This is a genomic window from Leptonema illini DSM 21528 (assembly GCF_000243335.1).
Classification (GTDB): Bacteria; Spirochaetota; Leptospiria; order Leptospirales; family Leptonemataceae; genus Leptonema; species Leptonema illini.
In genome coordinates, this window is record NZ_JH597773.1 from 4253411 (window position 1) to 4280187 (window position 26777).

Annotated in this window: 27 protein-coding genes; 17 read left to right on the forward strand and 10 right to left on the reverse strand. The window is 55.3% G+C overall.

From position 1 onward, the window contains the following. The 7 genes from LEPIL_RS20055 to LEPIL_RS20085 all read right to left on the reverse strand — a co-directional run bounded on the left by LEPIL_RS20055 (window position 1) and on the right by LEPIL_RS20085 (window position 5930). The gene (locus LEPIL_RS20055) at window positions 1-1224 is read right to left on the reverse strand and encodes a S41 family peptidase (protein ID WP_002775481.1); all 1224 of its coding nucleotides are present in this window, start codon (window positions 1222-1224) and stop codon (window positions 1-3) included. Window positions 1225-1244: 20 nt separating this feature from the next. Continuing rightward, a complete protein-coding gene (gene aroC / locus LEPIL_RS20060; RefSeq protein WP_002775483.1) occupies window positions 1245-2501 on the reverse strand; it encodes a chorismate synthase in 1257 nt (418 codons plus the stop codon). Window positions 2502-2586: 85 nt separating this feature from the next. Beyond that, complete coding sequence (locus LEPIL_RS20065) at window positions 2587-2880, reverse strand: type II toxin-antitoxin system RelE/ParE family toxin (RefSeq protein ID WP_002775484.1); 294 nt, start codon at window positions 2878-2880, stop codon at window positions 2587-2589. Then, window positions 2865-3101: a hypothetical protein gene (locus LEPIL_RS20070; RefSeq protein WP_002775485.1), complete on the reverse strand. Its 237-nt coding sequence runs from the start codon at window positions 3099-3101 to the stop codon at window positions 2865-2867. Before LEPIL_RS20070 ends, LEPIL_RS20065 begins: the two co-directional genes overlap by 16 nt. 109 nt (window positions 3102-3210) lie before the next feature. Further along, window positions 3211-3831 carry a periplasmic-type flagellar collar protein FlbB gene (locus LEPIL_RS20075; protein ID WP_002775487.1) on the reverse strand — a complete coding sequence of 207 codons (621 nt, stop codon included), beginning with the start codon at window positions 3829-3831 and terminating at the stop codon, window positions 3211-3213. 156 nt (window positions 3832-3987) lie between these two features. Next, on the reverse strand, window positions 3988-4581 hold the full coding sequence (fliJ, locus tag LEPIL_RS20080) for a flagellar export protein FliJ (protein WP_002775489.1): 594 nt from the start codon (window positions 4579-4581) through the stop codon (window positions 3988-3990). Further along, window positions 4581-5930, reverse strand: a complete 1350-nt coding sequence (locus LEPIL_RS20085) for a FliI/YscN family ATPase (protein WP_002775491.1) — start codon at window positions 5928-5930, stop codon at window positions 4581-4583. Before LEPIL_RS20085 ends, fliJ begins: the two co-directional genes overlap by 1 nt. Window positions 5931-6036: 106 nt before the next feature. Between LEPIL_RS20085 and LEPIL_RS20090 the strand changes: the two genes are divergently transcribed. From LEPIL_RS20090 to LEPIL_RS20155, 14 genes are all read left to right on the forward strand, one after another. Next, a complete protein-coding gene (locus LEPIL_RS20090; protein ID WP_002775493.1) occupies window positions 6037-6912 on the forward strand; it encodes a PP2C family protein-serine/threonine phosphatase in 876 nt (291 codons plus the stop codon). 29 nt (window positions 6913-6941) lie between these two features. Continuing rightward, window positions 6942-8609, forward strand: coding sequence for a putative PEP-binding protein (locus tag LEPIL_RS20095; protein WP_002775495.1), 1668 nt, complete (start codon window positions 6942-6944; stop codon window positions 8607-8609). A gap of 115 nt (window positions 8610-8724) precedes the next feature. Next, window positions 8725-9171, forward strand: coding sequence for a hypothetical protein (locus LEPIL_RS20100; protein WP_002775496.1), 447 nt, complete (start codon window positions 8725-8727; stop codon window positions 9169-9171). A 46-nt stretch (window positions 9172-9217) separates the two neighbouring features. Next, window positions 9218-10810, forward strand: coding sequence for an anti-sigma factor antagonist (locus LEPIL_RS20105; protein ID WP_002775505.1), 1593 nt, complete (start codon window positions 9218-9220; stop codon window positions 10808-10810). After that, entirely contained in the window at window positions 10810-12690 is a 1881-nt protein-coding gene (locus tag LEPIL_RS20110) for a hypothetical protein (RefSeq protein ID WP_002775506.1), read from the forward strand. Before LEPIL_RS20105 ends, LEPIL_RS20110 begins: the two co-directional genes overlap by 1 nt. A gap of 289 nt (window positions 12691-12979) precedes the next feature. Then, complete coding sequence (locus LEPIL_RS20115; protein ID WP_211208660.1) at window positions 12980-13411, forward strand: hypothetical protein; 432 nt, start codon at window positions 12980-12982, stop codon at window positions 13409-13411. Between the two features lie 28 nt (window positions 13412-13439). Then, window positions 13440-14147 (forward strand): tetratricopeptide repeat protein, encoded by a 708-nt coding sequence (locus tag LEPIL_RS20120; protein ID WP_002775508.1) that lies wholly within the window; start codon window positions 13440-13442, stop codon window positions 14145-14147. Window positions 14148-14248: 101 nt separating this feature from the next. Next, window positions 14249-15457 carry a cyclic nucleotide-binding domain-containing protein gene (locus tag LEPIL_RS20125; protein ID WP_002775510.1) on the forward strand — a complete coding sequence of 403 codons (1209 nt, stop codon included), beginning with the start codon at window positions 14249-14251 and terminating at the stop codon, window positions 15455-15457. A 172-nt stretch (window positions 15458-15629) separates the two neighbouring features. Further along, window positions 15630-17519, forward strand: coding sequence for a methylmalonyl-CoA mutase family protein (locus LEPIL_RS20130; protein WP_002775511.1), 1890 nt, complete (start codon window positions 15630-15632; stop codon window positions 17517-17519). Then, complete coding sequence (scpA, locus tag LEPIL_RS20135) at window positions 17516-19681, forward strand: methylmalonyl-CoA mutase (RefSeq protein WP_002775512.1); 2166 nt, start codon at window positions 17516-17518, stop codon at window positions 19679-19681. Before LEPIL_RS20130 ends, scpA begins: the two co-directional genes overlap by 4 nt. A 4-nt stretch (window positions 19682-19685) precedes the next feature. Beyond that, a complete protein-coding gene (gene meaB / locus LEPIL_RS20140; protein ID WP_002775513.1) occupies window positions 19686-20813 on the forward strand; it encodes a methylmalonyl Co-A mutase-associated GTPase MeaB in 1128 nt (375 codons plus the stop codon). Window positions 20814-20853: 40 nt separating this feature from the next. Further along, window positions 20854-21546 carry a ribose-5-phosphate isomerase RpiA gene (rpiA, locus tag LEPIL_RS20145; protein WP_002775514.1) on the forward strand — a complete coding sequence of 231 codons (693 nt, stop codon included), beginning with the start codon at window positions 20854-20856 and terminating at the stop codon, window positions 21544-21546. Window positions 21547-21709: 163 nt separating this feature from the next. After that, the gene (locus LEPIL_RS20150; protein ID WP_002775516.1) at window positions 21710-22174 is read left to right on the forward strand and encodes a DUF4234 domain-containing protein; all 465 of its coding nucleotides are present in this window, start codon (window positions 21710-21712) and stop codon (window positions 22172-22174) included. Window positions 22175-22270: 96 nt separating this feature from the next. Next, window positions 22271-22621 (forward strand): hypothetical protein, encoded by a 351-nt coding sequence (locus LEPIL_RS20155; RefSeq protein ID WP_002775517.1) that lies wholly within the window; start codon window positions 22271-22273, stop codon window positions 22619-22621. A 22-nt stretch (window positions 22622-22643) separates the two neighbouring features. Here the strand turns inward: LEPIL_RS20155 and LEPIL_RS20160 are convergent, their stop codons facing one another. Beyond that, window positions 22644-23879: an IS256-like element ISLil1 family transposase gene (locus tag LEPIL_RS20160; RefSeq protein WP_002775519.1), complete on the reverse strand. Its 1236-nt coding sequence runs from the start codon at window positions 23877-23879 to the stop codon at window positions 22644-22646. A 673-nt stretch (window positions 23880-24552) separates the two neighbouring features. On the opposite strand from LEPIL_RS20160, the gene LEPIL_RS23140 reads away from it, so the two are divergent. Continuing rightward, complete coding sequence (locus LEPIL_RS23140; RefSeq protein ID WP_078123229.1) at window positions 24553-24780, forward strand: type II toxin-antitoxin system RelE/ParE family toxin; 228 nt, start codon at window positions 24553-24555, stop codon at window positions 24778-24780. A 24-nt stretch (window positions 24781-24804) separates the two neighbouring features. Further along, window positions 24805-25101, forward strand: a complete 297-nt coding sequence (locus LEPIL_RS20170; RefSeq protein WP_002775523.1) for a HigA family addiction module antitoxin — start codon at window positions 24805-24807, stop codon at window positions 25099-25101. A gap of 13 nt (window positions 25102-25114) precedes the next feature. Here LEPIL_RS20170 and vapC read toward each other — a convergent pair whose 3' ends face one another. Both vapC and vapB read right to left on the reverse strand, forming a co-directional pair. Beyond that, the gene (vapC, locus tag LEPIL_RS20175; protein WP_002775525.1) at window positions 25115-25525 is read right to left on the reverse strand and encodes a type II toxin-antitoxin system tRNA(fMet)-specific endonuclease VapC; all 411 of its coding nucleotides are present in this window, start codon (window positions 25523-25525) and stop codon (window positions 25115-25117) included. Next, complete coding sequence (gene vapB / locus LEPIL_RS20180) at window positions 25522-25749, reverse strand: type II toxin-antitoxin system antitoxin VapB (RefSeq protein ID WP_002775526.1); 228 nt, start codon at window positions 25747-25749, stop codon at window positions 25522-25524. The genes vapC and vapB overlap by 4 nt, the downstream gene beginning before the upstream one ends. A gap of 180 nt (window positions 25750-25929) precedes the next feature. On the opposite strand from vapB, the gene LEPIL_RS20185 reads away from it, so the two are divergent. Further along, the gene (locus LEPIL_RS20185; RefSeq protein WP_002775528.1) at window positions 25930-26712 is read left to right on the forward strand and encodes a hypothetical protein; all 783 of its coding nucleotides are present in this window, start codon (window positions 25930-25932) and stop codon (window positions 26710-26712) included. Window positions 26713-26777: the final 65 nt, after the last annotated feature.

Here is a 26777-nt window from a genome sequence, read left to right on the forward strand (position 1 = left end):
TTACAGGGCTTTCAGTAGCGCCGCCTGAGCGGGATCCTGTTCGTCCGGTTTTGTCGACGGAGGGTTAACAGGAACAAAATCCTCGATTTCTATGTCGGGGTTGAGGCGTGAATCCTTGCCTTCGGCCGGTTCTATAACGGCGTCGATGATCATCGCATAACCGTCGTCTTCGAGAGGCACTTCGATTCCTGCGTAGGCTACGAGGGAGGTGTCCGGGCCGATAAACTTTACTTTATCTGAAAGTCGTAGAGCCATCGCCAGCGTTTTTACATGCGGCGACGTGCGATTGCTGACGAGTACGTAGGTTTTGCCCGAATAGAGTACGTTCGCATCGGCCTGCATGGGACGGGCAGCGATGCCCTTGCGTTTGATGAGTCCCATCTCTCCGCCGCCGACAAAGAGATCGGCGATTGCAAAGGCCTCTTCAAAATCGCCCGAATTGAGCTTACGCAGATCAAGCACCATCGCATCAGGGTTGTTACTTTTCATCAGAACAGATTCAAGTTCGCGGGCGGCGCCTTTGCCGGCCGATCGCAGTTCAACGTAGAGAACGCGCTTCCCATCGACATCCCATTCAGATTTGCGCAGCAGCTGAACGGAATACTGCCCGCGCACGAGCGTGTATTGCTTTCCGTCTACGGTTAACGATAGTGAAGTGCCTGAGGTGCCGCGGATCAGCGCCACGACGTCTTCAAGTTCAAGATCGATAACGGGTCGATTTTCGATCTTTTCGAGCATCCCCTTCTGTGGAATACCGGCAAGGTGAGCGGCCGATCCCTCAAGCACGTCGACGATACGAAAGCGTCCATAGCTCTCACGAAAGAGAACAAGGCCGGCCCCTGCGTTCAGCGCAGGATCTTTCAGGCGACGGGCCGTTTCCAGTCCGATATAGTAGTTGCGGCGGTCGTTGCCTTCACCGCCGAGAAGTGCGTTGAATGCCTTGCGCATAGAATCGTCGCGCTGCGCCTCGGGCATTTCATTGATTCTGCTCGCAAGAGCGGCAGCGGCGTTTTCGCCGGGATTCCATGCAGACTGCGGATCTATGGCCTTTGCTGCCGCCTCATACGCAGCCTCAGAGAAGGCTGGCCCTTCTTCGTAAAAATAATAGTTCTTCTGCACTGCCTGCTCAAGCGCAGAGATTAATTTAGCCGGATCGGCCTTCTTCTGGCAGCTGAAAAGCAGTGCAGGGATAAACAGGATTGCGATCGCTTTTGTAAGGGACATGCAGGGCCTCTCGGTGTTTTTTATGATTCAGACATTTTCGACAGGTAATTTTTCGCGTTTTTTGAATATCGCAACCACCATTCCGGATGAATGGCGCGCTGACGCAGCATCATATCCATCAGTACAAGATGAATCGCCGATTCGACGATCGGAACGGCGCGCGGCACGACACAGGGATCATGACGTCCGCCGGCGCGAAGAGTGATCGGCTCGCCGCTTTCGTTAGCCGTGACCTGCCTTTTGCGAACGGTCGCCGTCGGTTTGAAGGCCAGTCTGAAGAGCAAGGGCATGCCGTTTGAGATGCCGCCCTGGATGCCGCCCGAGCGATTCGTCTTTGTGTATAACTCCGGAACGTTTTCGACGCCATGGACGGGATTCGGCACGTAGCCGGGACGCACGCGCTCCATGCTCTCTGCATCCGTATCGGACTCGTCGTCCTCGCCTTCCGTCGATGCGGCGTCTTTCCCTTTTACGAAGAAGGCGTCGTTATGCTCGCTGCCGCGCATCGTCGTGCCGGCGAAACCCGAACCGGATTCAAAGCCCTTGCAGGCCGGAATACTCAGACAGGCCTTCGCGACCTCGGCCTCAAGCTTGTCGAAGACGGGCTCGCCAAGCCCCGGTGGCACGTTGCGCACGATGACGCAGATCGTACCGCCTACGGAATCGCCGGCGAGTCGGGCCTGTTCGATCTCCTGAATCATGCGCTCCGAGACGTCGGGAATATGTGATCTGACGATAGAGGCATCGACCTCATCGATCGACGTAGGCGGATGCTCGTATCCGCGGCCTGTCGTCTTACCGATGGAGTCGACCCATGCGATGACCTCTGTGCCGAACTCCTCTCTTAGAATTTGCGCGGCAAGAGCACCGGCGGCCACACGGCCAATCGTCTCGCGCACCGATGCTCGCCCCCCGCCGATGGGCGTGCGGTAGCCGTATTTGGCATGATAGGTGAAATCGGCATGCGACGGACGGTAAACGTCGGCCCAGCGGTAATAGTCTCCCGATTTCACGTCGGTGCTCGGCACGAAGAGGGCGATGGGCGTACCCAGCGTGCGGCCTTCGTAGACGCCGCTTAGAATCTGAAAGCGATCCTCTTCGTTTCGCGGAGTCGTCAGCCGGTTCTGACCGGGGCGCCTTCGCGTGAGCTGCCTTTGAATAAAGTCGGAATCGATGGCGATACCGGCGGGGCAGCCGTCGATGACGACGCCGATGCCGGGGCCGTGGCTTTCGCCGAAGGTGGTGATGGAAAACATTCTGCCAGAAGAAGAGGACACGCCGCCATTTGACGCTTCGCTCATGCGATGTCAAGCGCAGAGGACTTGTGGAACATCCAAGCAGTAGCGCGCAATGTGGAGCCGATTAAGGGATAAGAGTATCAGGGTTTCGTCTGCTGTCCCAGACGTGCAATATTTCAATACGGTCCGGCTTTTCAGCATATACGATCAAGTAATGCGATATGACGAAGAACCGCTCGTGGCGGCCTTCAAGTGTGCGACCGATGGCGGGATACTGTGCGATCATTTTTACAACGCGCCGGATTTCGGCATCCAGGCGAGCGCTGTAAGAGGTTGATCCAATCCGTTTTTGCCAGTAGTCCAGAATCGAAATACGGTCGGCGATGGCTTTTCGAGACCAGATTACCCGTTTAACCATTCGTCCACCAGTGCATCGGCTTCCTCGTTTGTGACATATAGTCCTTCGCGTATCTGTTGCGTTGATTCTTCTATACGCTGAATCTGATTTGGGGACAAATGCGGCGGATCCTGAGGAGTGTACTTTCGACCGGCGATTTCCTGCATGGCGAGCAAGATGGCCGGATCATCAATATTCTCAATGCTTTCATGCAGCATCGTTTTGATTTCTGTCATTTCCATCGTGAAGCCTCCGCTCGTAATGAAGCACAAACTCGTTCGCTGTCAAGTCCTTCGGCGCCTATCGGCAAATGCTTTTTCCGTCAGATGAAAGTCGTGCAGAAATCCTATGTCATTCAATGACCGGTTTGAGTCGTGCCTCCTCGTCCATCATCTGTGATGTGATGATGGAGGCGCGGTCTCTTGGCATCTTCGTCAGAAGATAGGGCACGATCGACGTCGTTCCTTCGGCCTCGGCGTTGCGTTCCATGCGCAGAAAGACGTCGACGATATCGGCGTCAGACCATCCGGTGAGGATGGCAACGGCGTCGGTCGGAGGCATGTTGTTCAGACGCTGCGCCATCTCGGCGATCATCTTCTCTTTCTGGGCGTCGGCGTTGCGTCGCTCTTCATAGCGTTTCTTCTCTTCAAGCAGGCCCTGTTTCAGCTCTTCATATTCTTTCTGCTTTTCTTCAAGAGAGCCTTTCTCTTCGGTAAGTCGGGCCTCCATCTCTTTCAGCTGCAGTTCGAGTTCGGCCAGACGCTCTTCTTCTTTGCGTCGCCGCTCTTCTTCAAGCAGGGCGATACTATCCGTCGTATCGCTTACGATCGGCGGCTGATCTGAAAGAAAAGGGATATACCGGCGCGCGTTGATAATGTTCCACGTATCGAGCAGATACAGGAACACTGCTATCGAGAAAAGGATGAGCAGCGTCAGATAGGCGATCTTGATCTTAGGCGACAGCGAGTTCATGAGTGTTTCCGTGCAATCTCTGCGAACAGTCTGGTTCGATCTTCGAGTCGTTTCTTCTGATAATCGACGGAATGCGGATCATAAGATTGTACCATGCGCCGCTCCGGATACAGCTTTCGCTCCAGCTCGGGTTGCGGGATCAGAGCGTACAGCTCGTCAGAGTCCCACGGATCTTCGTGCCTGTTCCTCTGTGAGTCCGGCCTGTTCAAGGTATTCGGCCCGACGACGGGCGTCTCTTGTGCGTAGATCTTCCGTTCGCTCTTCGCTTCCGTCTCCGTCGTCGAAAACAACTGACGTATCTTCTGAAACACTTGATACCTCTTTGCGCAACTGATTCAGTTCCTGTAATTCGCGACGCTCTTCGCGTCGCACTTCTTCGTTATAACGATTCAGATGTCTTTCGCGAAGTAGCTCTACGACTCGCTTTTCCCTTCGAGCCTCCAGTAGCTTCGCCTGCATCCGTTCGAGTTCGGGCCTCATCTCTTCAAGTCGATCGTGAGCCCGGGCCTTCTCGCCTTCGAGTCGATCGATATACCGGTCAAAGGTGCGATACATGTCGATCGAGAACGCTTCACCCTGCGATCGGGCGAAGCGCTCCATCTCGTCGCGGTATTCCTGCTCGGATCGTTCGACGATACTTCGCTGATTGTTCACGCGCTCCGTGATATCGGCCATCTCGGCCATCACCTGCTTCTGCTTGAGATCCCGGACTTTTAATAGCCCTTCGAGTGGAAAACGAAAGCGCTTCATCAGTATTCTTCCTCAGGGGTGAACGTCACCTGCGAGAGCTGATCCAGAGTCTGTTCGAAGGTGAAGCCCTGGCCGATGGGCTGCCTTAAGAACGCCTGGATCTGCGCCTGTCGTGCCAGATACTGATCCAGGTCGGGATTGGATCCTCGCGCATAGGCTCCAAGCGAAACGATCTCTTCGTTTTCTCTGTACGCCGAGATCCACGTCTTCAGCTGATCGGCCTTATCTTTGTGATCGGCCGAAACGACCTGATCCATAACCCTTGAAATAGAGTCGGGAACCTCAATTGATGGATAATGATTCTTACGTGCGAGCCCGCGCGAAAGAATAATATGACCGTCAAGGATACCTCGCGTAGCGTCGGCAACCGGGTCGTTCATATCATCGGCCTCGACGAGTACGCTGTAAAAACCGGTGATCGTTCCTTTTGGAGAGACGCCCGAACGTTCGACAAGCCGGCTCAGTTTATACCAGACGGCAGGAGGATAACCGCCTGGTCCGAGCTGATCGCCCGAAGCAATGCCGATCTCGCGAAGCGCCATACAATAACGCGTCACCGAGTCCATAAGCAGGTTGACGTGCATGCCCTGATCGCGCAGGTACTCGGCGATCGTCGTTGCAAAAAGAGCGGCGTAGACCTTTTCGATGGCCGAACGGTCCGAGGTGGCGACTACAAGGACGGAGCGTTTCAGGCCTTCAGGACCGAGATCTCGCTCGATGAACTCGCGTACCTCACGGCCGCGCTCGCCGACCAGACAGATTACGTTGGCATCGGCCCGTGTATAACGGGCGATCATGCCCAGCGTCGTCGACTTACCGACGCCCGTTCCGGCGAAGATGCCCAGACGTTGCCCGCGCCCGACGGTGAGCAGCCCGTCAATGGCCTTCACGCCCGTAACAAGCACCGAATCGATGGGCTTTCGACTGATCGGATCAGGCGGATTGGCGTCGGCCGATCGTAACTCCCCGTGCAGGATGGGCGGCTTCCCGTCCATTGGCTGCCCCATTCCGTTCAGCATACGGCCCATCAGATCCATGGACGTATAGATGGACATGCGCCGGCCCGTATTGTGTACGACGGCCGAAGGATAAATACCCTCCGTCGAACCGAAGGGCATGAGAATGAGCTGATTATTGCGAAAGCCCGTCACCTCGCAGAGCACCGGGCGGGAGCCGTCGGGCTCGATGCGACAGAGCTGGCCGATACTGGTGTCGGGCGGGCCGAAGCTGAGAATGGAAATGCCGTTCACCTCGACCACGCGGCCCAGCGGCAGAATGGGATCGGTTTCTTTGAGGATGGTCCGATATTTCTGGAGCACATCCTCGGGTTTTCGGAAATCGTCGAGCATGGGCTTGCAGCAGCGTCATCCGTGCAGACTTCCTGTACAGTAAAAAAAGGGTGTCAGGCAATTTTTCTTGCGGCGGGCAGCCTCTGTATATCGTCTGCTGTTTAGCATGGATGATTTACAGGTACTCGACGTCCTGTTCGAGCACGAACTCCTTCCCTTCGAGAGAAAAGGTGAGATCCAGGAGATGGTCCGGAAATCGACCGATCCGCTGGGAGCCTTTCTCGTAAAAAAGAAACTGCTCAGTGAACGAGCGCTGTACCGCTTCATCACGCGGGACCTCGGCATGAACAGCAAAGAGGTCTTTCGTTTCAAGGACTACGAGATTACGGGCCGCACCATCCCGAAGTACCGCACAAGCGGCGATTTTTTCGGTATCTTCCCCCTCTCGAACAGTCGGGTTGCGGTAACACTCTGCGATGTGGCCGGCAAAGGTATTGAGGCCGCACTTCTTACGATCCATCTGGCCAATCTTTTAAACAGCGGCGTCGATATGAGCAGCGTCGTCCCTTCCTCGGTAATGAAGAAGGTCAACATTATCAGCCGGGCCTTCTTCGAGGTCGATCGTTATTCGACGTTTGTATTTATCATCCTTGATCTGCTTTCCGGTACGGTGGAGTATTCGGCTGCCGGCAGCCCGCCCCTTCTGCGGTATGCCTACCGCGAAAACGAGGTGGAGGAACTTGACACTCGAAATATTCCCATCGGTATCTTTGACGACTTCCAGTATCGGGGCAGCCGGTCAGACCTGAACCCCGGCGATGCCATCCTGCTCTATACCGATGGTGCCTACGAAGGCGAAGATCTACAGGGGCGCGCCTACGGAATCGATCGAATGAAGCGCGTCTTTAAAAAATACGCACGACAATCGACGCGAAGTCTGCTGCGTCACCTGATCTTTGACTGGCGTCGACACTCCATCTTTCGCCGGCAGGCCGACGATACGACCTATCTTGTGCTGCGCCGGGTGAAGAAGAAGCGTTGATTTTTCAACGCCGCCCGGAAAATGGGAAGATGCAGAAGGCGGAGCGCAGGGTTTTTTATCTGCATGGCATCGCCGCCTCATCCGGCGATGCGTCCGGGCCTGCGGTCGTACTGCCTCCCGTTCATCGCTTCCTCCCCGAACGAGAAAGCCTGTCCGTCGATCAGGAGCGCCAGCTCCTTGAAAAGGGCATCGAGCAGGCCCTCGATCATCTGCGCCGTTTCGAAGAAGGACAGCCCGAGCCCATCCGTGAGATGCTGCATTTGCAGCAGGTCTTTCTGCGTGATCCACAGCTTGCCGACGAGATCGAGATCCAGCTGGCGGCGGGGTATAACGCTCCGACGGCGCTTTTCAGAGCCCTTGAGGTTCTCAAGAAGCGCTTTACCGAATCGGCCAACGACTTCTACAGGCAGCGCTGGGTGGACTTTGAAGACGCCGGGCGGACGGTCCTTGACATTCTGCTTGGCGTCTCTTACGAAGAGACCTGCCTTGAACGGGTGCGCACGGCCGGCGATCGCCCCGTCGTCGTCGCCTTTGACCTTGCGCCGGCCATGTACCTGAAAATGCCGAAGCCGGCCGCCATCATTCTTCGCGACGGAGGCCCATCGGGGCATCTGGCGCTTCTGGCCGCCAATCAGGGTATTCCCATCCTTGTGCGAACGGGACCGGCCGCCGAGTTTGAACGGATCAGCGACGGCAACTGGATTGAGATCCACGGTGAAACAGGGGCCGTATACGAGGCGCGAGAGCGTATGTCTGACGTTATCGGCGCATCTGCTCCGACCGGTGTTCGAGAGGACAACAGTATAACTCTGGCCGATGGTCGGGTCGTGCGCCTTTCGCTTAACGCCGATGATGCCGAAACGATTCGCGAGCATGGCCTGCATCACAGAGTTTCGGTTGGATTGTTCCGTACCGAGTTTCTCTATCTTCGCGACACTTCGTTGCTTTTTGACGAGAAGCGTTCGGTGGCCGCCTATGGCGAGGTGATGCGAGCGGCCGGACAGGACGGCTCGGTGACGTTCCGGCTGCTTGATGTGGACGAAGACAAGTTCTCGGCCCATTTTTTCACGAAGCCAGGCAATCGCGGGCTGCGCGGAGCGGACTATTACCGCGCCGAGCCCGAGATCTTTCATGCGCAGATCAGATCTCTGTTTCAGGCTGCTATCGAGCATGGCTCCGGTGCGGAGCTGCGCATCATGGCTCCGATGATGCGCACGCCCGAAGACTGGCAGTTTGTTCTCTCTGCTCTTCAGGCAGAGCAGGAGCGCTCCGGCTATGAAGGCCCGTTCCGCGCGGGCATGATGGTCGAGATCCCCTCCGCTCTTTTTTCTATGGAGCGCATGCAGCATTCCGTGGATTTCTTCAGCCTCGGTACGAATGACCTCTTGCGATACGTCATCGGCAAGAGCCGCTCTCAACCGGCGCCCGACGATCTCTATGAGCCGGCCTTTTATCGACTGCTCTTTCACGGGATGCGACGCATAAAACGTGAGGTCTCGATCTGCGGTATGATGGGGGCGAGAGTGGAGTTTTTGCCGCTTTTTCTTGAGTTAGGCGTGACGAACTTCAGCGTGCCTCTCGGGGCCTACGAAACCGTGCGTCAGCGGCTCATGAGCATCGATCCGCAGCAGAGGATGCTGAGGGCCCTTTTGCGTATGCAGAGCCGGGCAGAGATCCGCGAGGCTCTACAGAGTTAAGACTCAATCTCATTATCTCAGGGAGGGTGCTAATTGAGAGAGCGCCGCCGAGAAAAATTATGTTGAGGATTGCCTTTAGAACGCAGATTATAGAAAGGTGGACGCCCTTTTTAAAATGATTGATCGGATGCTGCATGCCATCCCTCCTAACGTGCAGAAGATGGTGCGCCTCGGGGTGCTGGCCGTCTGGGGCGTCCTGGTCATCTTCGTTGTCATCTGGTCTTTTCGTGCTGGAAGCGATTCCGCTCCGCAAACGGGCGACGACATGTACCTGTCGAATATCAAAGAGAAGGTGTACAGAGATCGCATGAAGCGTGATCCGGCCGATGTGACGCTACCCGATCTGAACGAACTCAGCAAAGAGGAGGTCGCTCCGCTGTCGGTGTATGAGCCTGAGTCGACTCCGCCGCGGGGTGATGAGCCTTCTCCTGAAATATCGCCTCTGCCGATGAAGGGCGAAGACGACGACGTAATCTTTCCCGAAAAAGGCGTGCGTCCGGAACGGCGTGGGGAGCCTGCTCCGAAGGCGTCTGAGCCCGCCTTGATGTCTCCGGAGCGATGACAAGGGGCTTGACCTGAATGACTCCCCTGTTACGCCGTAGAGGTTCATGAAATTCAGTCTTCACCTCGAACAGAGGCAGGTTTCGGATCAGGAACCCGCTCTTCAGCATCTGCTGGTAAGGCTGGTCTCGCCGCCGGTCGATGAAGCGGGTCCGCACACCCCTCTGCGCGTGGCGCTGGCCATCGATCGCAGCAAATCGATGCATGGCGAAAAACTGGCCTCGGTGATTGAAGCGGCGAATGCTCTCGTCAACTGGCTTACACGCAACGATTCATTGGCCGTCGTCGCTTATGATACGAACGTCGAGGTGATCCAGCCGCTCCTGCCGCTCACCGACAAGTTTTCGGTAACGCAGCGCATCGAGTCCATTCGAGCGGGCTCTTCGACGAATCTGAGCGGTGGCTGGCTACAGGCACTGCGTATGATAGAAGAAGAGCCGTCCGCAGAGAAAACGGCCGTGCGCCGGGTCATACTGCTGACCGACGGTATGGCCAATGCCGGCATAGTCAATCCGGCCGAGCTGCGACGCATCGCCCGCGATCATTTGCAGCGCAATATCAGCACGACGGCGATGGGATTCGGGCGTGACTTCTCGGAGCTGACGCTGCGCGAGATTGCCAGCGAAGGCGGCGGCAATTTCTACTTTATCGAGGGGCCCGAACAGGCCAGCTCTGTCTTTTTTCAGGAGTTCGGCGAGATCGCAGCCCTGTACGGACAGGGCCTTGAGATCCGACTGCATTTTGCTCCGGGGGTGACGGTAAAAGAGCTTCTGAATGAGATCCCCCATGAACAGCATGGCAGCGAACTGATTCTGCGGCCCGGCGATGTTCGTTCTGATGATCTGATGAATCTCGTGCTCGTCATCGAGATCGATGGCCGCTCCATTTTGCCCGAACAGCCCCTTGTGACGGCGGAGTGCTCGTTCTATAACGTGCGTCAGGGGGCGAAGATGGAGCGGCTTTCGGCCGTGGCCTCCGCACAGGTCGGAACTCCGACCGAAGAATTCGACCCCGAGGTGCGCCTCGAAGCCATCATCGCCTCAGCGGGCCGCGTGCTGCTCGAAGCATCCCGCCTTTCCGCCGAGAAAGACCTTGCCTCGGCTCGTGAACTCATCCGACGTAAGCGCCAGCAGATCGAAGAATCGTTTGATCTGGACTCCGAGCTGCTGCACCGACTGCACGAACGACTGGGCATGACGGAACGCAATCTCGACGAGAATATCGGTCTTCTCAGCAAGCGCCTGATGGCAGAGGCCGAATCGATGGGGCGCCGGGATCTGCGCCGGGTGTCGGGATACCATGATCAGATTTTTGAGCTGACCCTTTCGGAGCAGCTGGACCTCTACAGATGCCCTGATCTGAAAGGGGCGGTTCGGCGGGCCATGGAAAACGGCTATCGTTTTGCCGTCTTTGACATGACAGATCTGTCTTATGTCGACTCATCGGGTATTGGAGCCCTGATTCAGATCTTCAACTGGCTGAAAAGTCGGGGTGGTCTGCTTGTTCTCTCTAATGTGCAGGGCGGCGTGGAACGCATCTTTCAGATGAGCAAGCTCGACGAGTTTTTCGTGCTACGGGACAGCCCGCTTTCGGCGCGCATGCTCATCGAAGAACTGCTTGCCGGGCAGGGAGGAAATTGATGCCGATCTTTTCCCGCGATCCATCGTCAGAGTACTGCACGCAGGGCAGCCTGGTGCCGATAATACGGGCTGAGATGTTTAATATTGGAAAAAGAGCGAGCGGCACTCTCAAGCGGGTGCTCTTTGCGATCAGAGCGGCCTCCGTTTCCGGGGGGCTTCTGGCGCTTCTGCTCTTTTCCGTACCGCTTCAGGCCGAGATCTACAAGCCGCCCGGACAGGGAGCCGGTCAGAACATGGAGGGGACGGGCTATGGCGTCGACACAGGCGTCAAAGACGTCGATGGCGACTATTACGTGACGATCACTCCTACCTTTGAGCTCCCGCTTTTTGGTTTTCGCATCGGCCTTCAGGTGCCTCTTGAAGTGCTCGTTTATGATCGTGACCCGCAATCTGGTGAAAAAGTCCCTTCGCTCCGCCCCGGCATGTACAATGAGAATTCTGACTACATGAAGCTGGTGAAGTACGTGCGCAAGGGCACGCATCTTTACTATAATCCCGACGATCTCTTTAACTGGTCTTTTTTCTATGGTGAGATGACGGACGGCTATATCGGTCATCGTACCATCATACATCGTTACGTAAGCAGCTATGATCCGACCTTGTTTCGCCCTGGCCTGATGGCCGACATCAACAACAACTGGGGCGGGGTCGAGGTATTTCTATCGGACGTCTGGACGCGCGAGGTGCGCGGTGGACGGGGATACATCCGCCCCGTCGGTATCTTTGTTACCGGATGGAATGCCTTTGTTGCGCGTGATTTCAACAGCCGCGATGTGGCCCGCTCTGTGGCCGAGAACAGGCGTGCGCGCAGAGAATATCTGTTTCAGGAGCGCGTGCCCGATCAGGGACAGGGCGGCGCTCTGCGTGAGCATCTCTATCGTCCACTGCGCGAAGATCTCGAAGACAGCAAGATCGAATTCGTCGAGGTGAAAGATCCGGTGACGGGCGAAACGAAGATTGAGCCGGTGCTGAAAGAAGATCTTCCACCGAGCAAGCTTGATCCGACTCTGGAAAAACCGCCCGATCGTAGCGATACAAAGAAATCAAGTAAACTCGATCAGGGCTTCTGGAGTCGCTGGGCGATCGGGGCGACGCGCGTGATGGACTCCGATGCTCCGCTTGAGCTTGAAGTGGACGGTTCTGAGAACCTTGTCGTTGATCCTTATACGCTGCTGCCTCGTTCGATTGAAACGGAAAATCTCACTATCGAGGGGGTCGATACGGAGTTGCGTCTTTCTCCGTTTACCTGGCTTGATCTGACGGCCTATATCGACCGCAACCGCATCAAAGGACTCGATAATGCCGAAGGCACGCATATGGGCCTGATCTTCGAGATGCAGTTCAGCTCGCTCTTGCGGTGGTTTGTACGACCGGAATACCGTGAGGCGACGTCCAACTATCTGCCGACCTACTTCGACTCCTACTATGCAGTCGAACGCACGACGTATCTTCCGTCAGGAGCGACAAGCAGCACGACGCCGAAGCTGGCCTATCTGAAGTCGTTGCCCGACGATGGCGTAATCACGAAGGGGTACTTTGTCAATTCGACCCTGGAGTTCGTTGAATACGTAACTCTTGAAGCGGAATACCAGGACTATGACGGTCCGAATAACTCGGCCGTGATGGTCGGCCTCTATATTCCCGATATGGGCGGCATCTTTGCAAACGGATACTACAAGAAGAAAGAATTCGATAAGATGAAAGAGGCCTTTATCGTAAACGAGAACGCCCTGATGGCCGCCGAGGCCGGACTGCGCTTTTTCGGCGGTATGTACATCAAATATACGTTCCGGCGCACCTGGGTCTATGAAGAGGCCGATGGTCGCTATACGCCTGTCGATGAATCGGGCGTGGGCTTCGGCTACAGCTCCTCGCTTTAAGAAGCAGGCGCAGGTCCTGTGTGGCCCCGATTACCTGTGGGCATCACGACAGCGTTGCGGAATCCGTGGACTCTCATTCGTTTCTGATACCCGGGGCCTTCTCGCTGGTTGCCGAAAAAGCTTTTCTTTGTGTTCAAAATCTGGCAGAAAAATACTCCCGATTCTGTCGCATTTGGTCGATCCATCGAATATGGTAGAGATCAAAGGCTTACATACTCAGCTTCGTGGCATGGTTCTTCGCGGTCAGCTGTCCGCTCGTAAAATCGTCTCTTTACTGGAGCTTCGAGAAATGGTCGATCGCATTGCTCCCGGTCCCCGAGTGGCCGAGCGCGAGGCGGCAGCTCTTGAGGCAAAATACGGGGCACGACCTGAAATCATCTCCTGGGGCGACTACTTCCAGACCGAGATCGCCTCGCAATACTTCGATCACACCGACGAAGAGTTCGAGCGCATCTGCGACACCGTTCACTTTGATCTCATCTCATCCCTTATGATCTTTCGCGGCAAATCGGCGGAGTTCCGACAGGCCGTTCGCGAAGAGGCGCTCGTCGTCTCGGGACTTGACGCAGAGCTGCGCAGCGAGAACGAACAGCAGGCCGAGCATCTTGGCATCCTGCTTCAGTATTTTGAAGAGATGAACCTCGATAAGGCCGAGCTCTCTGAAGAGGATCAGGCCTGGTTTGAAGGCTTTGTCGAAAGCACCCGCTCAGAAGCCGTTTGAGATTTGCGTTCATCTACGCAGGTATGCCATGAAACGCTCTGCCGTTCTTTTCTTACTTTTTGTCCTGACGCTCTCTCTGCAGGCTCAGCCTGCAGAGATGCCCGAAACGTCCGAGCAGCCGGCGCAGCCCGTAAGGCCGACGAAAAAAGAAGAGAAGACCTTCCCGGTCCTTTCCAGCGTCGGATTGAGAAATCAATCGGGCGAGCAGCTCTTTCAGGCGCAGGCGAGGGCCGATTTTGCGCTCGCCCTTGAGCTGAAGGATCGTCGGAATTATTCCTCCGCCCTGCGTCGCTTTCAGGATTTTCGCCTTCTTTACCCGGCGCATCCGCAGACGGCCATCGTCGTCGGCCATATCGCCGATATCTATGAACGGCTTTCACAGCCCGACCGCGCCCTCGCCGAGCTTCGCAAGTACCTGAAGACCTTTAACGGAGCGCCCCAGGCTTCGGCGCAGCCGCTGCTTGCACGTCTGGCCGATCTCGAGTACCGCCTCGGACAGTGGCCGCAGAGCATTGCCACGTATGAACTGCTGCTGGCAGCCTTTCCAGCCTCTGCTGAGGCCGAGCTGGCAGGCCGCCGACTTGCAGAGATGCAGGCCGAGCCCGAGCCGACAGAATCTGAAGGTGAAAAGCAGCCCGCCCCGCGAACCGATAACGAGACCACCCCGGGCAAAGCCCCGAAGAATGATGAATCATCACTTGACAGGTTGGGCGAAGGTCTTGATATTGAAAATTAACTTCGAGCTCCGTTCTTTTCGCTGACCCGACGGTGAAATTCCGTCAAGGTGTGGCCGATAATCAGGACGGATCTCCTTACGGGGAGACCCGGGTTCGGCGCATGTCATTACAGATTGTAAAATTCAATCCGCAGGCCTATATCATCATCGAAGGCCAGGAGGAGCTCAAGGAGTTTTACATCATCCAGAGCGGGCAGGTGCGAACCTATAAGAGCACTCCGGTCTACGGTGATGATAAACCTACTGTGCTCGGCCCCGGCGATTTCTTCGGCGTCGAATCGGCCATGTCGGGGCATAAGCCTATCGAGGTTGCCCAGGCCCTCACTCCCGTTTCGGCGATCAAAGTAAAGAACGACCAGTTCGGCCTTTTGATTCAGAAGAGCGCCCCTCTGGCCATGAAGATCATCCGATCGTTTTCGATGAAGCTGCGAGCCTTCGATACGGCCATCACGCGGCTGTCGTTTCGAAACGCGCTTGATGAAGATCCGAGCCATCTCTTTGAGCTGGGTGAATCCTGGTTCAAAAAAAACCGTCTCGATCATGCGGCCTACGCCTTCCAGCGCTATCTGCAATACTGCCCCAAAGGGGAGCATGTCAGCCAATCGAAGATGTATTTGCAGAAGATGAATCGTCCTCTGCAGGCGCCTCCGGTGGCCGATAAAAACATGAACCGGGTTTATCCTAAAGATAAGATCGTCTTCTGCGAGAACGAGCCCGGTTATGAGCTCTATATTATTCAGGGTGGCAGCGTCATGATCACCAAGCTCGTGAACGGGCAGGAGGTCATGCTGGCCGTTCTTGCAACGGGCGACATCTTCGGCGAGATGGCCATCCTCGATAACAAGCCGCGCAGCGCCTCGGCCATCGTCGCCGAAGATACGCGCATGATGGCCATCAACAAGGCCAACTTCGAAGGCCTCGTAAAAAGCAATCCCAATGTCGCGGTCAAACTGATCACACTGCTTTCAGAGCGCATCTGGACGGCCTATCGCCAGCTTGCGAACCTGACGATCGATGATCCGGTCGGCCGTCTCTATGACATGCTTCTGATCCAGGTCGAGAAGAACAAGACGCCCATCAAGGCGAAGACGACGCATGACTTCAACTTCGGCGCCGAAGATCTTCTGAAAATGGTCGGATTCGATCCGCAGAACGATCAGCAGTATGTGGCCAGCCTGATCAACAAACATCGCTGGCTGCGTCTTGATCAGGGCACGCTGAAGTGCTATGATCTGCCCGAGCTCGAGAAGCAGGTGGATTTCTACCGCAAACAGGTGCAGCGCAAGCGTCAGAAAGCCGCTGCAATGTGATACAGGCTCTGCGCTCTCTCCGTGTCTCCGTGGTTAATCTGTCTTCAGTCAAGCGAAAAGTGCAAACGCATATCGACCGTGCTCCGGTTCAGTCGCTGTGCGGCTAAAAAGACCGGACCCCGTTCTTACATTTCTGCTGGAAAACCAGGCCCGTCACCGAATTGTGTTCTTCATGGCACAGTCGGCAAGCGATCTCTTTCCGCCCTCCGATCTTAAACTTTTTGAAGAATTTCCTTCTTCTTCACGCTCAGCGTGGGAGCAGGAAATCGCCCGCACACTTGAAAAACAGGGAAAGGCCGGCCTTTCTCTGAACTGGGCTCTTCCGGACGGCATCTCACTCCCCCCTTTTTTACTTGAAGAGGATCTGGCCGAGTTGCCTTTTATCGGCGACTTTCCTGGCGTTTACCCGTTCACGAGGTCGACGCAGCGCGGCGGTCAGACGTGGTCGGCGCAGTATCCGCTGCAAGGGGACGGCAGTCTTGCCGATCGTCTGAGCGAGGCGCAGCGTCGCGGAGCGGATGGCGTGACGCTATTCGTCGGCGGAACGTTCCCGGCCGTCCCTTACGGCAGAGGACGTAACGACGCGGCCGCCGCTCTTGCACAGAGCGAGCTTCCCGTGCAGTGCGTCGGTTCGACCGCCGACCTTGTCGCGTTAGTCGGCGCATTGAAAAGTGGATCTGTTAAAAATACGAATTCATCGATTCTCATCGACCCCTTCTCGGACGTCCTGATCGGCGGCGACTTTGCTCTGAACGAAGCCGATATTTACGGCGCCATAAAGGCCGCTTTCGCGCAGATGAAGATTCCGGTCGGCGCCGTAAGGGCCGATCTCTTTCATAATGCCGGCGCCACTCCTGCCCTGGAGCTCGGCCTGACTCTTTCTGCGGCGGCCGATCTTGTTTCTGCTTTAGTCGACGCCGGTATGTCGCCGGTCGATGCTCTGAGTTGTATAACGCTCTTTCAACCTGTCGGAGCCCTTTATTTCGTCGAGATGGCGAAGTTCCGGGCGACGCGAAGGCTTTCGGCTATGGTTGCAAAAGGCTTCGGCGTGACGTCGTACGAAAGACCGGTGCTTGCTCAGTCCGCCGTGACGTCGCTTTTCAACGTCAGTCTCTATGATCCTTATACGAACATGCTGCGCGTCTGTACCGAGGCGATGTCGGCCGTTCTGGGCGGCGCCTCTTCGGTGCTTGTACTGCCTCTTGATGCACCGTTCGATCGGGACGATGAATTTACCCGACGCATGGCGATCAATACGCAGCTTGTACTGCGTCATGAAAGCTATCTTGATCGCGTATCTGATCCGGCCGGCGGATCGTATTATATCGAAGCGGCCACAGATCAGATTGCAGAGGCCGCCTGGAAGATATTCTTAGAGATCGAAGCCGAAGGCGGATATCGCAAGGCCCTCGAGAAGGGCAGCGTCCAGGCCCGTCTCAAGCAGGCCGGCGAACAGCGTCTGGATGCCCTGGCTCGTCGTAAAGAGATTCAGCTCGGCGTGAATCAGTTCCCGAACAATACCGAAATCCTGCGAGATTCCGAGTATAAAGACGCCTCTATTCCGGCGTTACCCGAAGCGAAGCAAGGGCGTTATGCGTCGGCGCCGATCTTCAGAGGGGCCGTGCCCTTCGAGCGTCTGCGACTGCAGACCGAAGAATTCGCGAAAAAAGGACACCGTCCCTTTGTGCAGCTTCTACCGTTTGGCAATCTATCGATGCAGCGAGCGCGTGCCGCCTTTATCGGTAACTTTTTCGGCTGTGCCGGTTTCGCTGTGAACGATCCGGGATCTCTGGAAACGCCCGAGGCATGTCTGGCCTTCGCAAAAGAGGCCGCTGCAAAGCAGAAGATCGACGCCTTCGTTCTCTGCTCGGCCGACGCCGAGTATCTGCCTGCGGCTACCGCCATCATGGCCGAGCTGAAGGCGATCGGTGTTCCGGTCATTCTTGCCGGGAATCCCGCCGAAGTCGAGGCGTTGAAGTCCTCCGGAATCGAAGATTTTATCCACGTTCGTCGCAACGTGTACGAAACACTGAGCGAGTATCAGAAGAGGTTCTGTGCATGAGACCGAATTTTGCCAACATCCCCTATACGAAAGAGCCTTTCGCTCAGATCAGCGAAGAGGAATTCGATCGTCTGCTTGCCGACGACGTCTGGACGACGCCTGAGGGCATTCCCGTAAAACCCGTTTATGATCGCAGGGCTCTTGCGGGAATGGAGCATCTGCACTATGCCGCCGGTATCGCTCCGTTTCTTCGCGGACCATACCCGACCATGTACACGCTGCAGCCGTGGACGATCCGTCAGTACGCCGGCTTTTCGACGGCTGAAGAATCGAACGCCTTCTATCGTCGCAACCTGGCCGCCGGGCAGAAAGGGTTATCCGTAGCCTTCGACCTGGCGACGCACCGCGGTTATGACTCCGATCATCCGCGCGTCGTCGGCGACGTCGGTATGGCCGGTGTGGCCATCGATTCGGTCGAAGATATGAAAATCCTCTTCGATCAGATTCCGCTGGATTCGGTATCGGTTTCGATGACGATGAACGGCGCGGTGATTCCGGTTCTGGCCTTCTTTATCGTAGCGGGCGAAGAACAGGGCGTTCCGCATGAGAAGTTAACCGGAACGATTCAGAACGACATTCTCAAAGAATTCATGGTGCGGAATACGTATATTTATCCGCCCGCTCCTTCGATGCAGATCATCGCCGATATCTTCGCCTTCACATCGAAGAATATGCCGAAGTTCAACTCCATCTCGATCTCGGGCTATCACATGCAGGAGGCGGGAGCGACGGCCGATATCGAGCTCGCTTATACGCTCGCCGACGGCATGGAATACATCAGAACCGGTCTGAAGGCCGGGCTGAGCATCGACGAGTTCGCTCCCCGCCTGTCGTTTTTCTGGGCGATCGGCATGAATCATTTCATGGAAATCGCAAAGATGCGCGCCGGACGACTGCTCTGGGCGAAGATTGTGAATTCGTTCGGGCCGAAGTCGGCGAAGTCGATGGCCCTGCGAACGCACTGCCAGACGTCGGGATGGTCGCTTACGGAGCAGGATCCGTTCAATAACGTTACACGAACCTGCGTCGAGGCCCTGGCTGCCTCGCTCGGTCATACGCAATCCCTGCATACAAACGCCCTTGACGAGGCCATCGCTCTGCCCACCGACTTCTCGGCCCGCATCGCCCGCAATACACAGATCTATCTGCAAGAAGAGACGGGGATCACAAAGGCCATCGATCCGTGGGCCGGCTCCTATTACGTCGAAACGTTAACCCACATGCTTGCCCGCCGGGCATGGAAGCTCATCGAAGAGGTCGAAGGCCTCGGCGGAATCGCAAAGGCCATCGAAACGGGCCTGCCGAAGATGCGCATCGAAGAGGCTTCCGCTCGCAAACAGGCGCGCATCGATTCGGGGCGCGACGTCATCGTCGGTGTTAACAGATTCAAGGCCGACCGCGATAAACCCGTCGATATCCTGGCCGTCGATAATACGGCCGTACGTGGGGCGCAGATCCGCCGCCTTGAGAAGATCCGTGCGGAGCGTAATTCGACCGACGTTGAGGCGGCGCTACAGGCGATCACGAAATGTGCCGAAACGGGGCAGGGCAACCTGCTCGATCTGGCCGTTCAGGCCGCTCGCAAGCGCGCGACGCTGGGCGAGATCTCTGAGGCGATGGAGAAGGTCTTCGGACGTTACCGCGCCGTTATCCGGACGATCTCCGGAGTGTATTCGAGCGAGATCATGAACGACAACTCCTTTAAAGAAGCGAAGGATCTGGCCGATCGTTTCGCTAAGAACGAAGGCCGTCGCCCGCGTATCCTTGTTGCGAAGATGGGACAGGACGGACATGACCGCGGAGCGAAGGTCGTCGCCACAAGCTTCGCCGACATCGGTTTCGACGTCGACGTCGGCCCGCTTTTTCAGACCCCTGAAGAGGTGGCGAAGCAGGCCATCGAGAACGACGTGCATATCCTCGGCGTATCGTCGCTTGCCGGCGGACATCGTACCCTTGTGCCCCAGGTCATTGACGAATTGAAGAGGCTCGGTCGCGACGACATTCTCGTCATTGCAGGGGGCGTTATCCCCCATCAGGATTACGAAGCCCTCTATAAGGCCGGCGTGGCCGCCGTATTCGGACCGGGCACGGTTATCGCCTCAGCGGCCGCTCAGCTGCTGAAGCTTCTGTTAGGCGAAGATCCGGCATCACGCTCGGCATGATCGTATGAAGGACGATCTGGATCAGGAAAAGACCGACGAATCGGCGCTGCACGTAATGGACGGCGTCGATGCTCCTCCTGCTCTGAATCCCGATCTTACGTTTCGTTCGCGTGTGAAGATTCGACGCCGCCCCGACGCCGCCGCTCTGATCGACGGCGTGCGTCGCGGCGATCGAGTGCTACTCAGTCAGGCGATCACGCTGATCGAAAGCGAACGCCCCGAAGACCGCGAGACGGCGGCGCAGGTTCTCGAGGCAGTGATGCCCGAGGCCGGTCGCTCGCTGCGCATCGGTATTACGGGCGTTCCGGGCGTCGGCAAATCGACCTTTATCGAATCGTTCGGACTGCACCTCGTCGAAGGCGGCCATAAGTTAGCCGTCCTCGCCGTCGATCCAAGCAGCGAACGTTCGCATGGTAGCATTCTCGGCGATAAGACGCGTATGGAGCTGCTTTCGCGTGAGCGCAACGCCTATATCAGGCCGACGGCATCAGGCGCTACGCTTGGCGGCGTCGCCCGGCATACACGGGAGACGATTCTACTTGTCGAGGCGGCCGGCTTCGATCGCATACTTATCGAAACCGTAGGCGTCGGTCAGAGCGAGGTCATCGTTCATTCAATGGTAGATTTTTTCATGCTGCTCTCGCTTCCAGGGGCGGGCGATGAGCTGCAGGGCATGAAACGCGGCATCATGGAGATGGCCGACGGCATCGTGATCACAAAGGCCGACGGGGACAACATCCCGCGGGCGAAGATCGCCGCTGCAGATCTGAATCGAGCCCTGCATCTCTTTCCTGCCCGTGAAGACGGATGGACCGTGCCGGTGCGACTGACCTCGGCCATGACGGGCGAAGGCCTTGTCGAGCTGGCCTCTCTGCTTGAGGGTTATACAGAGCAGATGACCGAAAAAGGATTCTTTGCTGATCGCCGTCGCCGCCAGGCACTTTTCTGGATGCAGCAGGCCATCGACGAGCATCTGAAGCAGGATTTCGAGCGCACCGTCGCCGCACGACGCGAAGAGATCGCAGGGCATGTCGAATCGGGTGCGATCAATCCGTTTGAGGCGGCGGAGCGGCTGATCGAGCTCTATCATGAAGAGCTTCGCTCGCGTATCTCGAATTCGGATAACGCCTGAACTTGATTCCATCTATCTTTAACGCAAGTAACGAGGTTTTATGAAAGACGTAAACGCAAACGCCGACGGAAAGCGCAGAGCGGGCGAAGAGGCGGCCCGACGCGTGCAGTCGGGGATGACGGTCGGGCTGGGCACCGGTTCGACGACGGCCTTTGCTATAGCCGAACTCGGCCGCCGCGTGCGCGACGAAGGCCTGAAGATCGAATGCTGTGTTACATCGTTCTCTTCGCAGAACCTTGCGTTGCAGGCCGGAATTCGTCCGCTGCCCGTCGAATCGTTTGACCGTCTCGATATCTCGATCGACGGAGCCGACGAGGTTGACCCGCAGCTTCGCCTGATCAAAGGCGGAGGAGCGGCGCATACCCGAGAGAAGATCGTGCATGCGCTTTCATCGGAGTTCCTGTGCATCGTCGATCCGTCGAAGCTCGTCTCGCAGCTCGGAGCGTTTCGCGTGCCGGTCGAGTTCCTGCCCGTGTCGTTGAAGCTTGTTCAGCGAGAGCTTGTGAAGCTCGGCGGCGACTGTGCTTTGCGTATGGCCGTTAAGAAAGACGGCCCCGTCGTGACGGATAACGGCAATCTTGTCTTCGATGTCGCCTTTCCGCCTTTTGACGCCGATCTGCTTGAGAAAGAGATCAATACCATTCCGGGCGTTCTTGAAAACGGCCTCTTCGCTCGTTACCGACCGAGCGAGGTCATCGTCGGCGAATCTGAATTGCGGTTCCTGAAGCGTTGAAGCGAGGGTTAACCACGGAGGCAGGGGGCACGGAGAAGAGGGCACGGAGGAAATCCAGTAAAGGCAGGAATTGAATTTCTAAAGAGAAGCCTAATAGTCCCTGGGTGCTGACTGCGGGAAAAAAAAGGATTGCCAGTGGCGACGTTTCGACGTCTCAAATGATATGCGCTACGAAGAACGATCCCCCGTAATGGTCCTGCTTCTCACCCTGGTGACGTGCGGCCTGTATCTGGTTTACTGGTATTACTGCTTTTATCGAGATCTCTACTCGATTACGGGGCGGACGCCGACAGGGCTGCCGTTCTTTGTGGATTTTATCATCGCCATATTCACCGCCGGCCTCTGGGGTGCCTACGTCGATTACGGCATCTCACGAGAGCTGCAGCGCATCCGTCAGGCGAACGGCATCGACCTGCCCGATTCCACCGTCCTTGTTCTGGCTCTTGACGTCGTATCGATATTTACGGCGCATCTGCTCTTTATCATCACAAGCGCCATCCAGCAGGATGAATGGAATAAGATGCTGCAGGCCAGAGCAGGGCAGCCATTTGAGCGCCCGGTGACCGTTGTGGCGACCATTGAGTCGAGCCCGAGACGAACAGACGATGCGAGCGGTGGGCCGTATTGAGAGGCGGGGGATGGGAGTAAGACTTGAAAAGACAGTATCAGGAGTATTGAGAAGAACCAGTAGATTGCTCGGAATAGGAGAGAAACAGAGGTGCCTATGGATGTTAACAAGTTAATGAACTATGCAAAAACCGTATTCAATGAGATGATTAATAATAGCGATCGTCTGACCAACCAACAAATTGAAGCAATAATGGGCGAGGATTACTCTCTTTATGAAGATACAATCGTCTCCGGTTTACGCGAAATTGGCAAGGCCAGTCGCAAAGTAGGCCCTGGCGGTGGGATTCAATTCAACCCAAGACAGGGAGCGCAGAGGACACTTAGAGAATCGAACATTAGCGCACTTCAAGCCTACTTCAATGCCAATTTGCCCGACGAGAGTGTCGAGGATTATACCCCGGCCCCAGATGATGAGGACTATGTCCCAGTGATAGTTAGACTTTGAGGCGGGACCCACTGAATGCATCCTATGCCGAGATCCGCTCGTCAATCTTTTTATCCAGGAAGGTGTTTAAGAACTCATGGATATGAGTGTATGACCGCACCTTACGGAATTGTTCCTCCTGTGATAGCAGGAGACTACCGACCCATCGGAGCACCTGGTCTGTCTGCGGCCTTGACCGTTTAACCCGGTTAAGCTGAGACCTGGGATTCGAAAATGCCGAATCGATCAGATTGGTTGTGTAGAAGGATGTTCTCAACTTCGGCGGCATATTGATGCGATGCAGCGTTAACAGCGTCTCTAAGCCCTCCTGAAGGCTCTGGGAGGCACTGTAGCTGATGGATTCGAGCCATGATAGCACGGACCGCATCTCGCTTGCGACATCTTCGTAACTGTTCGCGCTGAATGCCTGCTTGTATCTCTTGCAGAATTCTGCATGATACTTCCGTGGGAGTTTTGCAAGGACATTTCTCTGTTTATGCAAGTAGCAGAGTTGAATTTCAGCTCTGCTACCGAAGAACTCTCTGGCCGCTTTTTCAAGAGCCTTTGATCCATCCATGACGACAAGCACACGATCTGTGAAGCGGATATCACGGCTCTCGATTGATTGAAGGACACTGAGTGCGCTATCAGCATTCTCTGTAGACCCCTCAGAAATGCCCAGAAAATGCTTGTTTCCGGCCGTATCGACCCCGAGAGCAACGATTACGACAGAGCCGCCGAATACGATGCCATCAAGAACAATACACCAGAATGTCTGATCAGGAAACCTGCGTGAATTCAAATGATTGAGCGACTCACGGCTGGACTTCACAAACTCCCGCGAAACCGCACTCCGCGAAAGGCCGAGAGAGGCTTCTGTCTTTCTCAGCGTCTTTTCATAGTTCCGGGTGCTGATGCCTGCCAGCATCAGGCGCTCAACATGCTCGCGAAGATCAGAGCGATCCTGAAGGATCTCATATCGCTCCAGCTTCACTTCCTTGCCATTGCTTCGAGCTCTGGGCCTCTGGATGGCCACCCTTTCACCATCGAGCACAATGGAACCACGCTGGCTGCCGCCTCGATGGGCAAGACCACGGCCTCTCTTATGCTCCCCTGTCTTGCCGCATAACGTTTCGATTTCTTCGAGAATCAAAGCTCCTACGTAACCGAGTGCAAATTCGCGCACTCGAGCATCGAGGCTGGTTCGAATATAATCCCGAAAACCTTCGGCCGTAAGGCTTTGTGTTTGACTGGTTTCTGCCCGTTCGTTCTTCTTCATCTGGAACCCTCCGTAAGGGAATGTGGTGTTCGGCCCACTTTGGGCCAGGGTTCCGCCTTTTCAAACTCTAACTAAATTCGGGACATAATCTATTGCTGAGAACATAGGAAACAACCATTCCTATACTGGCATTTGGGAAAACCCAGATATTATTGCTGCCTCTCTGCCAGCGGGACATTTCTCTGTCACAGTTCCGAACGCACAGCTCACTGTTTTTGAGGTAAAGAACACTTGGCCCACAATACAGGATGCTATGCAAGCTGCGAGTTTTCTGAGGTATTTTAATGCTTCGTATCTTTGCTTCTACGATAGTACATACACGGGAAAGGACTTTGATTCACTCTTCTGGAAACTTGAACAAAATGGAATGAATTTCTGGTTGGAAAGGTTTCGAATTGGACTGATCATCTCTTTTCGGTCAACCTATAGATCTGGATACTCGTTTCAATTAGTAAGGCCTGCGCCAGTTCTGCCGCTGTTGCCTGCTCAGGCTGCCGCGACCATTGAAAGGTATTACTCGAATAGTTCGAAAGAAGAGATGAAAAAAAAGTTTCGCGAGTCGGTCACTCAGCATATCCGATAGATGGACTTTAGTGTTTTTCGCTCACTGTGATTCATCTGTTGAAGACTTTGCAGAGAATCTGATAGTCGGTCATTATGGTATTCAGCCTTTATTCTCTTCCTTGCTACACTTGGTGGGCGGTGGGGATTCAGAAAGCTCAGAAGGTTCAACAATGCAGCCACGCCTGAGGACTTGAAGAATCTACCGTGGAATCATCTTGAGATGCTGAAAGGAAGGCGAAAGGGCCAGTTCAGTATTCGGATCAATCAGCAGTGGCGCATTTGCTTTGGATGGTCGAATGGGCATGCTGCTCGGGTGGAGATAGTCGACTATCACTGACAGTAAGATAGGAGCATTATTGAAATGAAGCGTCTGAACAATGTACATCCAGGTGAAGTTCTTTATGAGGAGTTTCTCGTTCCTCTTGAAATGACCGCCTATCGGCTGGCGAAGGAGACCGGAATCCCGCAGACGCGTATCAGTGAGATTCTAAAGAAGCGACGAGGGATATCGGCGGATACGGCGATTCGTCTGGGGCGTTTCTTTGGAATGAGCCCGCAGTTCTGGTTGGGTTTACAGAATGACTATGATCTGGAAGAAGAGCTGCTGAACAAGGCGAAGCATTTCGAGAAGATCCAGGCCTATGCGCATGGTCGATGATTAGTAGCCTGACCTATCCCCTTCTAACCCAGTTCTCAATTCTCAATCCCGGTATTCGATTGAACTCGTTTTCATTATTGGTTACGAGAGTAAAGCCGCCGGCAAGGGCTGTAGCCGCTATGAGCATATCGTTTGCGCCGATCGGTTTGCCGCGGACTTCCAGATCGGCGCGGATCTTACCATAGAAAGGAGCCGCCTCTTCGCTGAACGGAATCACCTCGAAGGGCAAAAGGAATTTCATGAGGGCAATGGCGTTCTTTTGAGGAGTCGTGCTTTTGTGGACCCCGTATTCCAGCTCTGCAGCAGTAATAGAGGAAAGGCCGACGCTATGCCTGACTGAGACGGTTTTCAGTCTTTTTGCCACGTGTTCCGGTCTATTCCGGATAACGTAAATGCAGATGTTCGTATCGAGCAGATATTTCACAGAGGATCTCTTTCCTGTGCTTCGGGCTGATTGCGCTCTATCATGAAGTCGTCGCTGAAATCCGAAAGGTTGGAGAGCCAGTCCGCCCAGGCGCTCTTCCGGGGTATGAGAACGACCATATCTCCTATTTTGCGGATGTAGACCTCGCTGCCTGTGAATCGGAATTCCTTCGGCAATCGAACGGCCTGACTGCTTCCGTTCTTGAAAAGCTTTGCTTTTTCCATGAGTATATATAGCAGTATATACCGAAAAGTGTCAAGAGAAAGTCGTTTTAATCAATCGGACATGCACAATGAATGCATGGGGTGGAAAATCCGTTTGACTGATTGGAGCGAAGAGCTATCGTATGGACGAAACCCCACACCCATACGCAGAAGAAATTCGTGAGAGGGCTGCTGAAAAGAATGATCATCGTTTACACGAAAGAGCACATCCTGAAGGTCTTCGCCTGCAGTCACGAAATCGCTCGAGTCGTCGACCCGGCAGTCGATCCCGGTCTGGAGCCGCGGGAGGATCTACTGCTCAGGGATTGGATCGAAGGTATGGACCTGATTCTCGATGCGCGCGTTCAGCTGGATCATTTCAGAAAGGCCTACTCTGCATCGATCCCTGAAACGGAGTTCGGTAATCTATGGCGTTCAAAGGACTCCACCTTAGGAGCCCTTGCCGACCTGATTGCTGAGCACTCTCAGCCTGTGCACATTCCTGAATGGAAGTTCGTAGGACGGGAATGCGAACGCGGCACTATTCTGCGATTTCTTTTGCATTCAATTAACTCACGATCCCCACAGAGGATCGCAACAGGTAGAACGTCGCTTGGCTTCCTTGCAAAGGGACGCGATTGGTCGTTTGTCGATGCTATTAACATTCCTTTCCCTGGTGTGTTACCGCCGCCGGTCAGAGTATCTCACAGGAGGCTTCAGCCGGTTCAGGTGCGCGTGATTCAATCGGCATTTTCTATTGTATCGGTTGCATCGGGCGTTGCAGTGGTTGCAGCATTCCTCCTGAAAGCACCGGCCGCTGCGATCATAGGTGCTTTCTTCCTTGCACTATCGATTACAAGCATGATACTGTTCCGCAAGCAACTCGGGCTGGCGTCGACCGTTCATTACATTTTTCCCGGAGTTCGTTCTTTAAGAGAGTTGTCGTTACTCATCTGCGAGAGGCGGAAAGGGGGCTCAGCGTGATGGGCGCAAAGATCAAGAGAGGGTTCGAAGCGTTATCTGAAGGTCATTCTAACTGTATTTGAGCC

Coding starts and splice junctions, on each gene's coding strand:
- LEPIL_RS20090 (WP_002775493.1), top strand. CDS start 6,037: ATGGATGATTTACAGGTACTCGACGTCCTGTTCGAGCACGAACTCCTT.
- LEPIL_RS20075 (WP_002775487.1), bottom strand. CDS start 3,831: ATGAACTCGCTGTCGCCTAAGATCAAGATCGCCTATCTGACGCTGCTC.
- LEPIL_RS20185 (WP_002775528.1), top strand. CDS start 25,930: ATGATCATCGTTTACACGAAAGAGCACATCCTGAAGGTCTTCGCCTGC.
- LEPIL_RS20115 (WP_211208660.1), top strand. CDS start 12,980: ATGGTCGATCGCATTGCTCCCGGTCCCCGAGTGGCCGAGCGCGAGGCG.
- LEPIL_RS20055 (WP_002775481.1), bottom strand. CDS start 1,224: ATGTCCCTTACAAAAGCGATCGCAATCCTGTTTATCCCTGCACTGCTT.
- LEPIL_RS20125 (WP_002775510.1), top strand. CDS start 14,249: ATGTCATTACAGATTGTAAAATTCAATCCGCAGGCCTATATCATCATC.
- vapB (WP_002775526.1), bottom strand. CDS start 25,749: ATGGAAAAAGCAAAGCTTTTCAAGAACGGAAGCAGTCAGGCCGTTCGA.
- LEPIL_RS20095 (WP_002775495.1), top strand. CDS start 6,942: ATGCAGAAGGCGGAGCGCAGGGTTTTTTATCTGCATGGCATCGCCGCC.
- scpA (WP_002775512.1), top strand. CDS start 17,516: ATGAGACCGAATTTTGCCAACATCCCCTATACGAAAGAGCCTTTCGCT.
- LEPIL_RS20070 (WP_002775485.1), bottom strand. CDS start 3,101: ATGGAAATGACAGAAATCAAAACGATGCTGCATGAAAGCATTGAGAAT.
- LEPIL_RS20085 (WP_002775491.1), bottom strand. CDS start 5,930: ATGCTCGACGATTTCCGAAAACCCGAGGATGTGCTCCAGAAATATCGG.
- LEPIL_RS20100 (WP_002775496.1), top strand. CDS start 8,725: ATGATTGATCGGATGCTGCATGCCATCCCTCCTAACGTGCAGAAGATG.
- LEPIL_RS20065 (WP_002775484.1), bottom strand. CDS start 2,880: ATGGTTAAACGGGTAATCTGGTCTCGAAAAGCCATCGCCGACCGTATT.
- LEPIL_RS20155 (WP_002775517.1), top strand. CDS start 22,271: ATGGATGTTAACAAGTTAATGAACTATGCAAAAACCGTATTCAATGAG.
- rpiA (WP_002775514.1), top strand. CDS start 20,854: ATGAAAGACGTAAACGCAAACGCCGACGGAAAGCGCAGAGCGGGCGAA.
- LEPIL_RS20170 (WP_002775523.1), top strand. CDS start 24,805: ATGAAGCGTCTGAACAATGTACATCCAGGTGAAGTTCTTTATGAGGAG.
- LEPIL_RS20160 (WP_002775519.1), bottom strand. CDS start 23,879: ATGAAGAAGAACGAACGGGCAGAAACCAGTCAAACACAAAGCCTTACG.
- LEPIL_RS20120 (WP_002775508.1), top strand. CDS start 13,440: ATGAAACGCTCTGCCGTTCTTTTCTTACTTTTTGTCCTGACGCTCTCT.
- LEPIL_RS20150 (WP_002775516.1), top strand. CDS start 21,710: ATGCGCTACGAAGAACGATCCCCCGTAATGGTCCTGCTTCTCACCCTG.
- LEPIL_RS20130 (WP_002775511.1), top strand. CDS start 15,630: ATGGCACAGTCGGCAAGCGATCTCTTTCCGCCCTCCGATCTTAAACTT.
- fliJ (WP_002775489.1), bottom strand. CDS start 4,581: ATGAAGCGCTTTCGTTTTCCACTCGAAGGGCTATTAAAAGTCCGGGAT.
- LEPIL_RS20110 (WP_002775506.1), top strand. CDS start 10,810: ATGCCGATCTTTTCCCGCGATCCATCGTCAGAGTACTGCACGCAGGGC.
- LEPIL_RS20105 (WP_002775505.1), top strand. CDS start 9,218: ATGAAATTCAGTCTTCACCTCGAACAGAGGCAGGTTTCGGATCAGGAA.
- meaB (WP_002775513.1), top strand. CDS start 19,686: ATGAAGGACGATCTGGATCAGGAAAAGACCGACGAATCGGCGCTGCAC.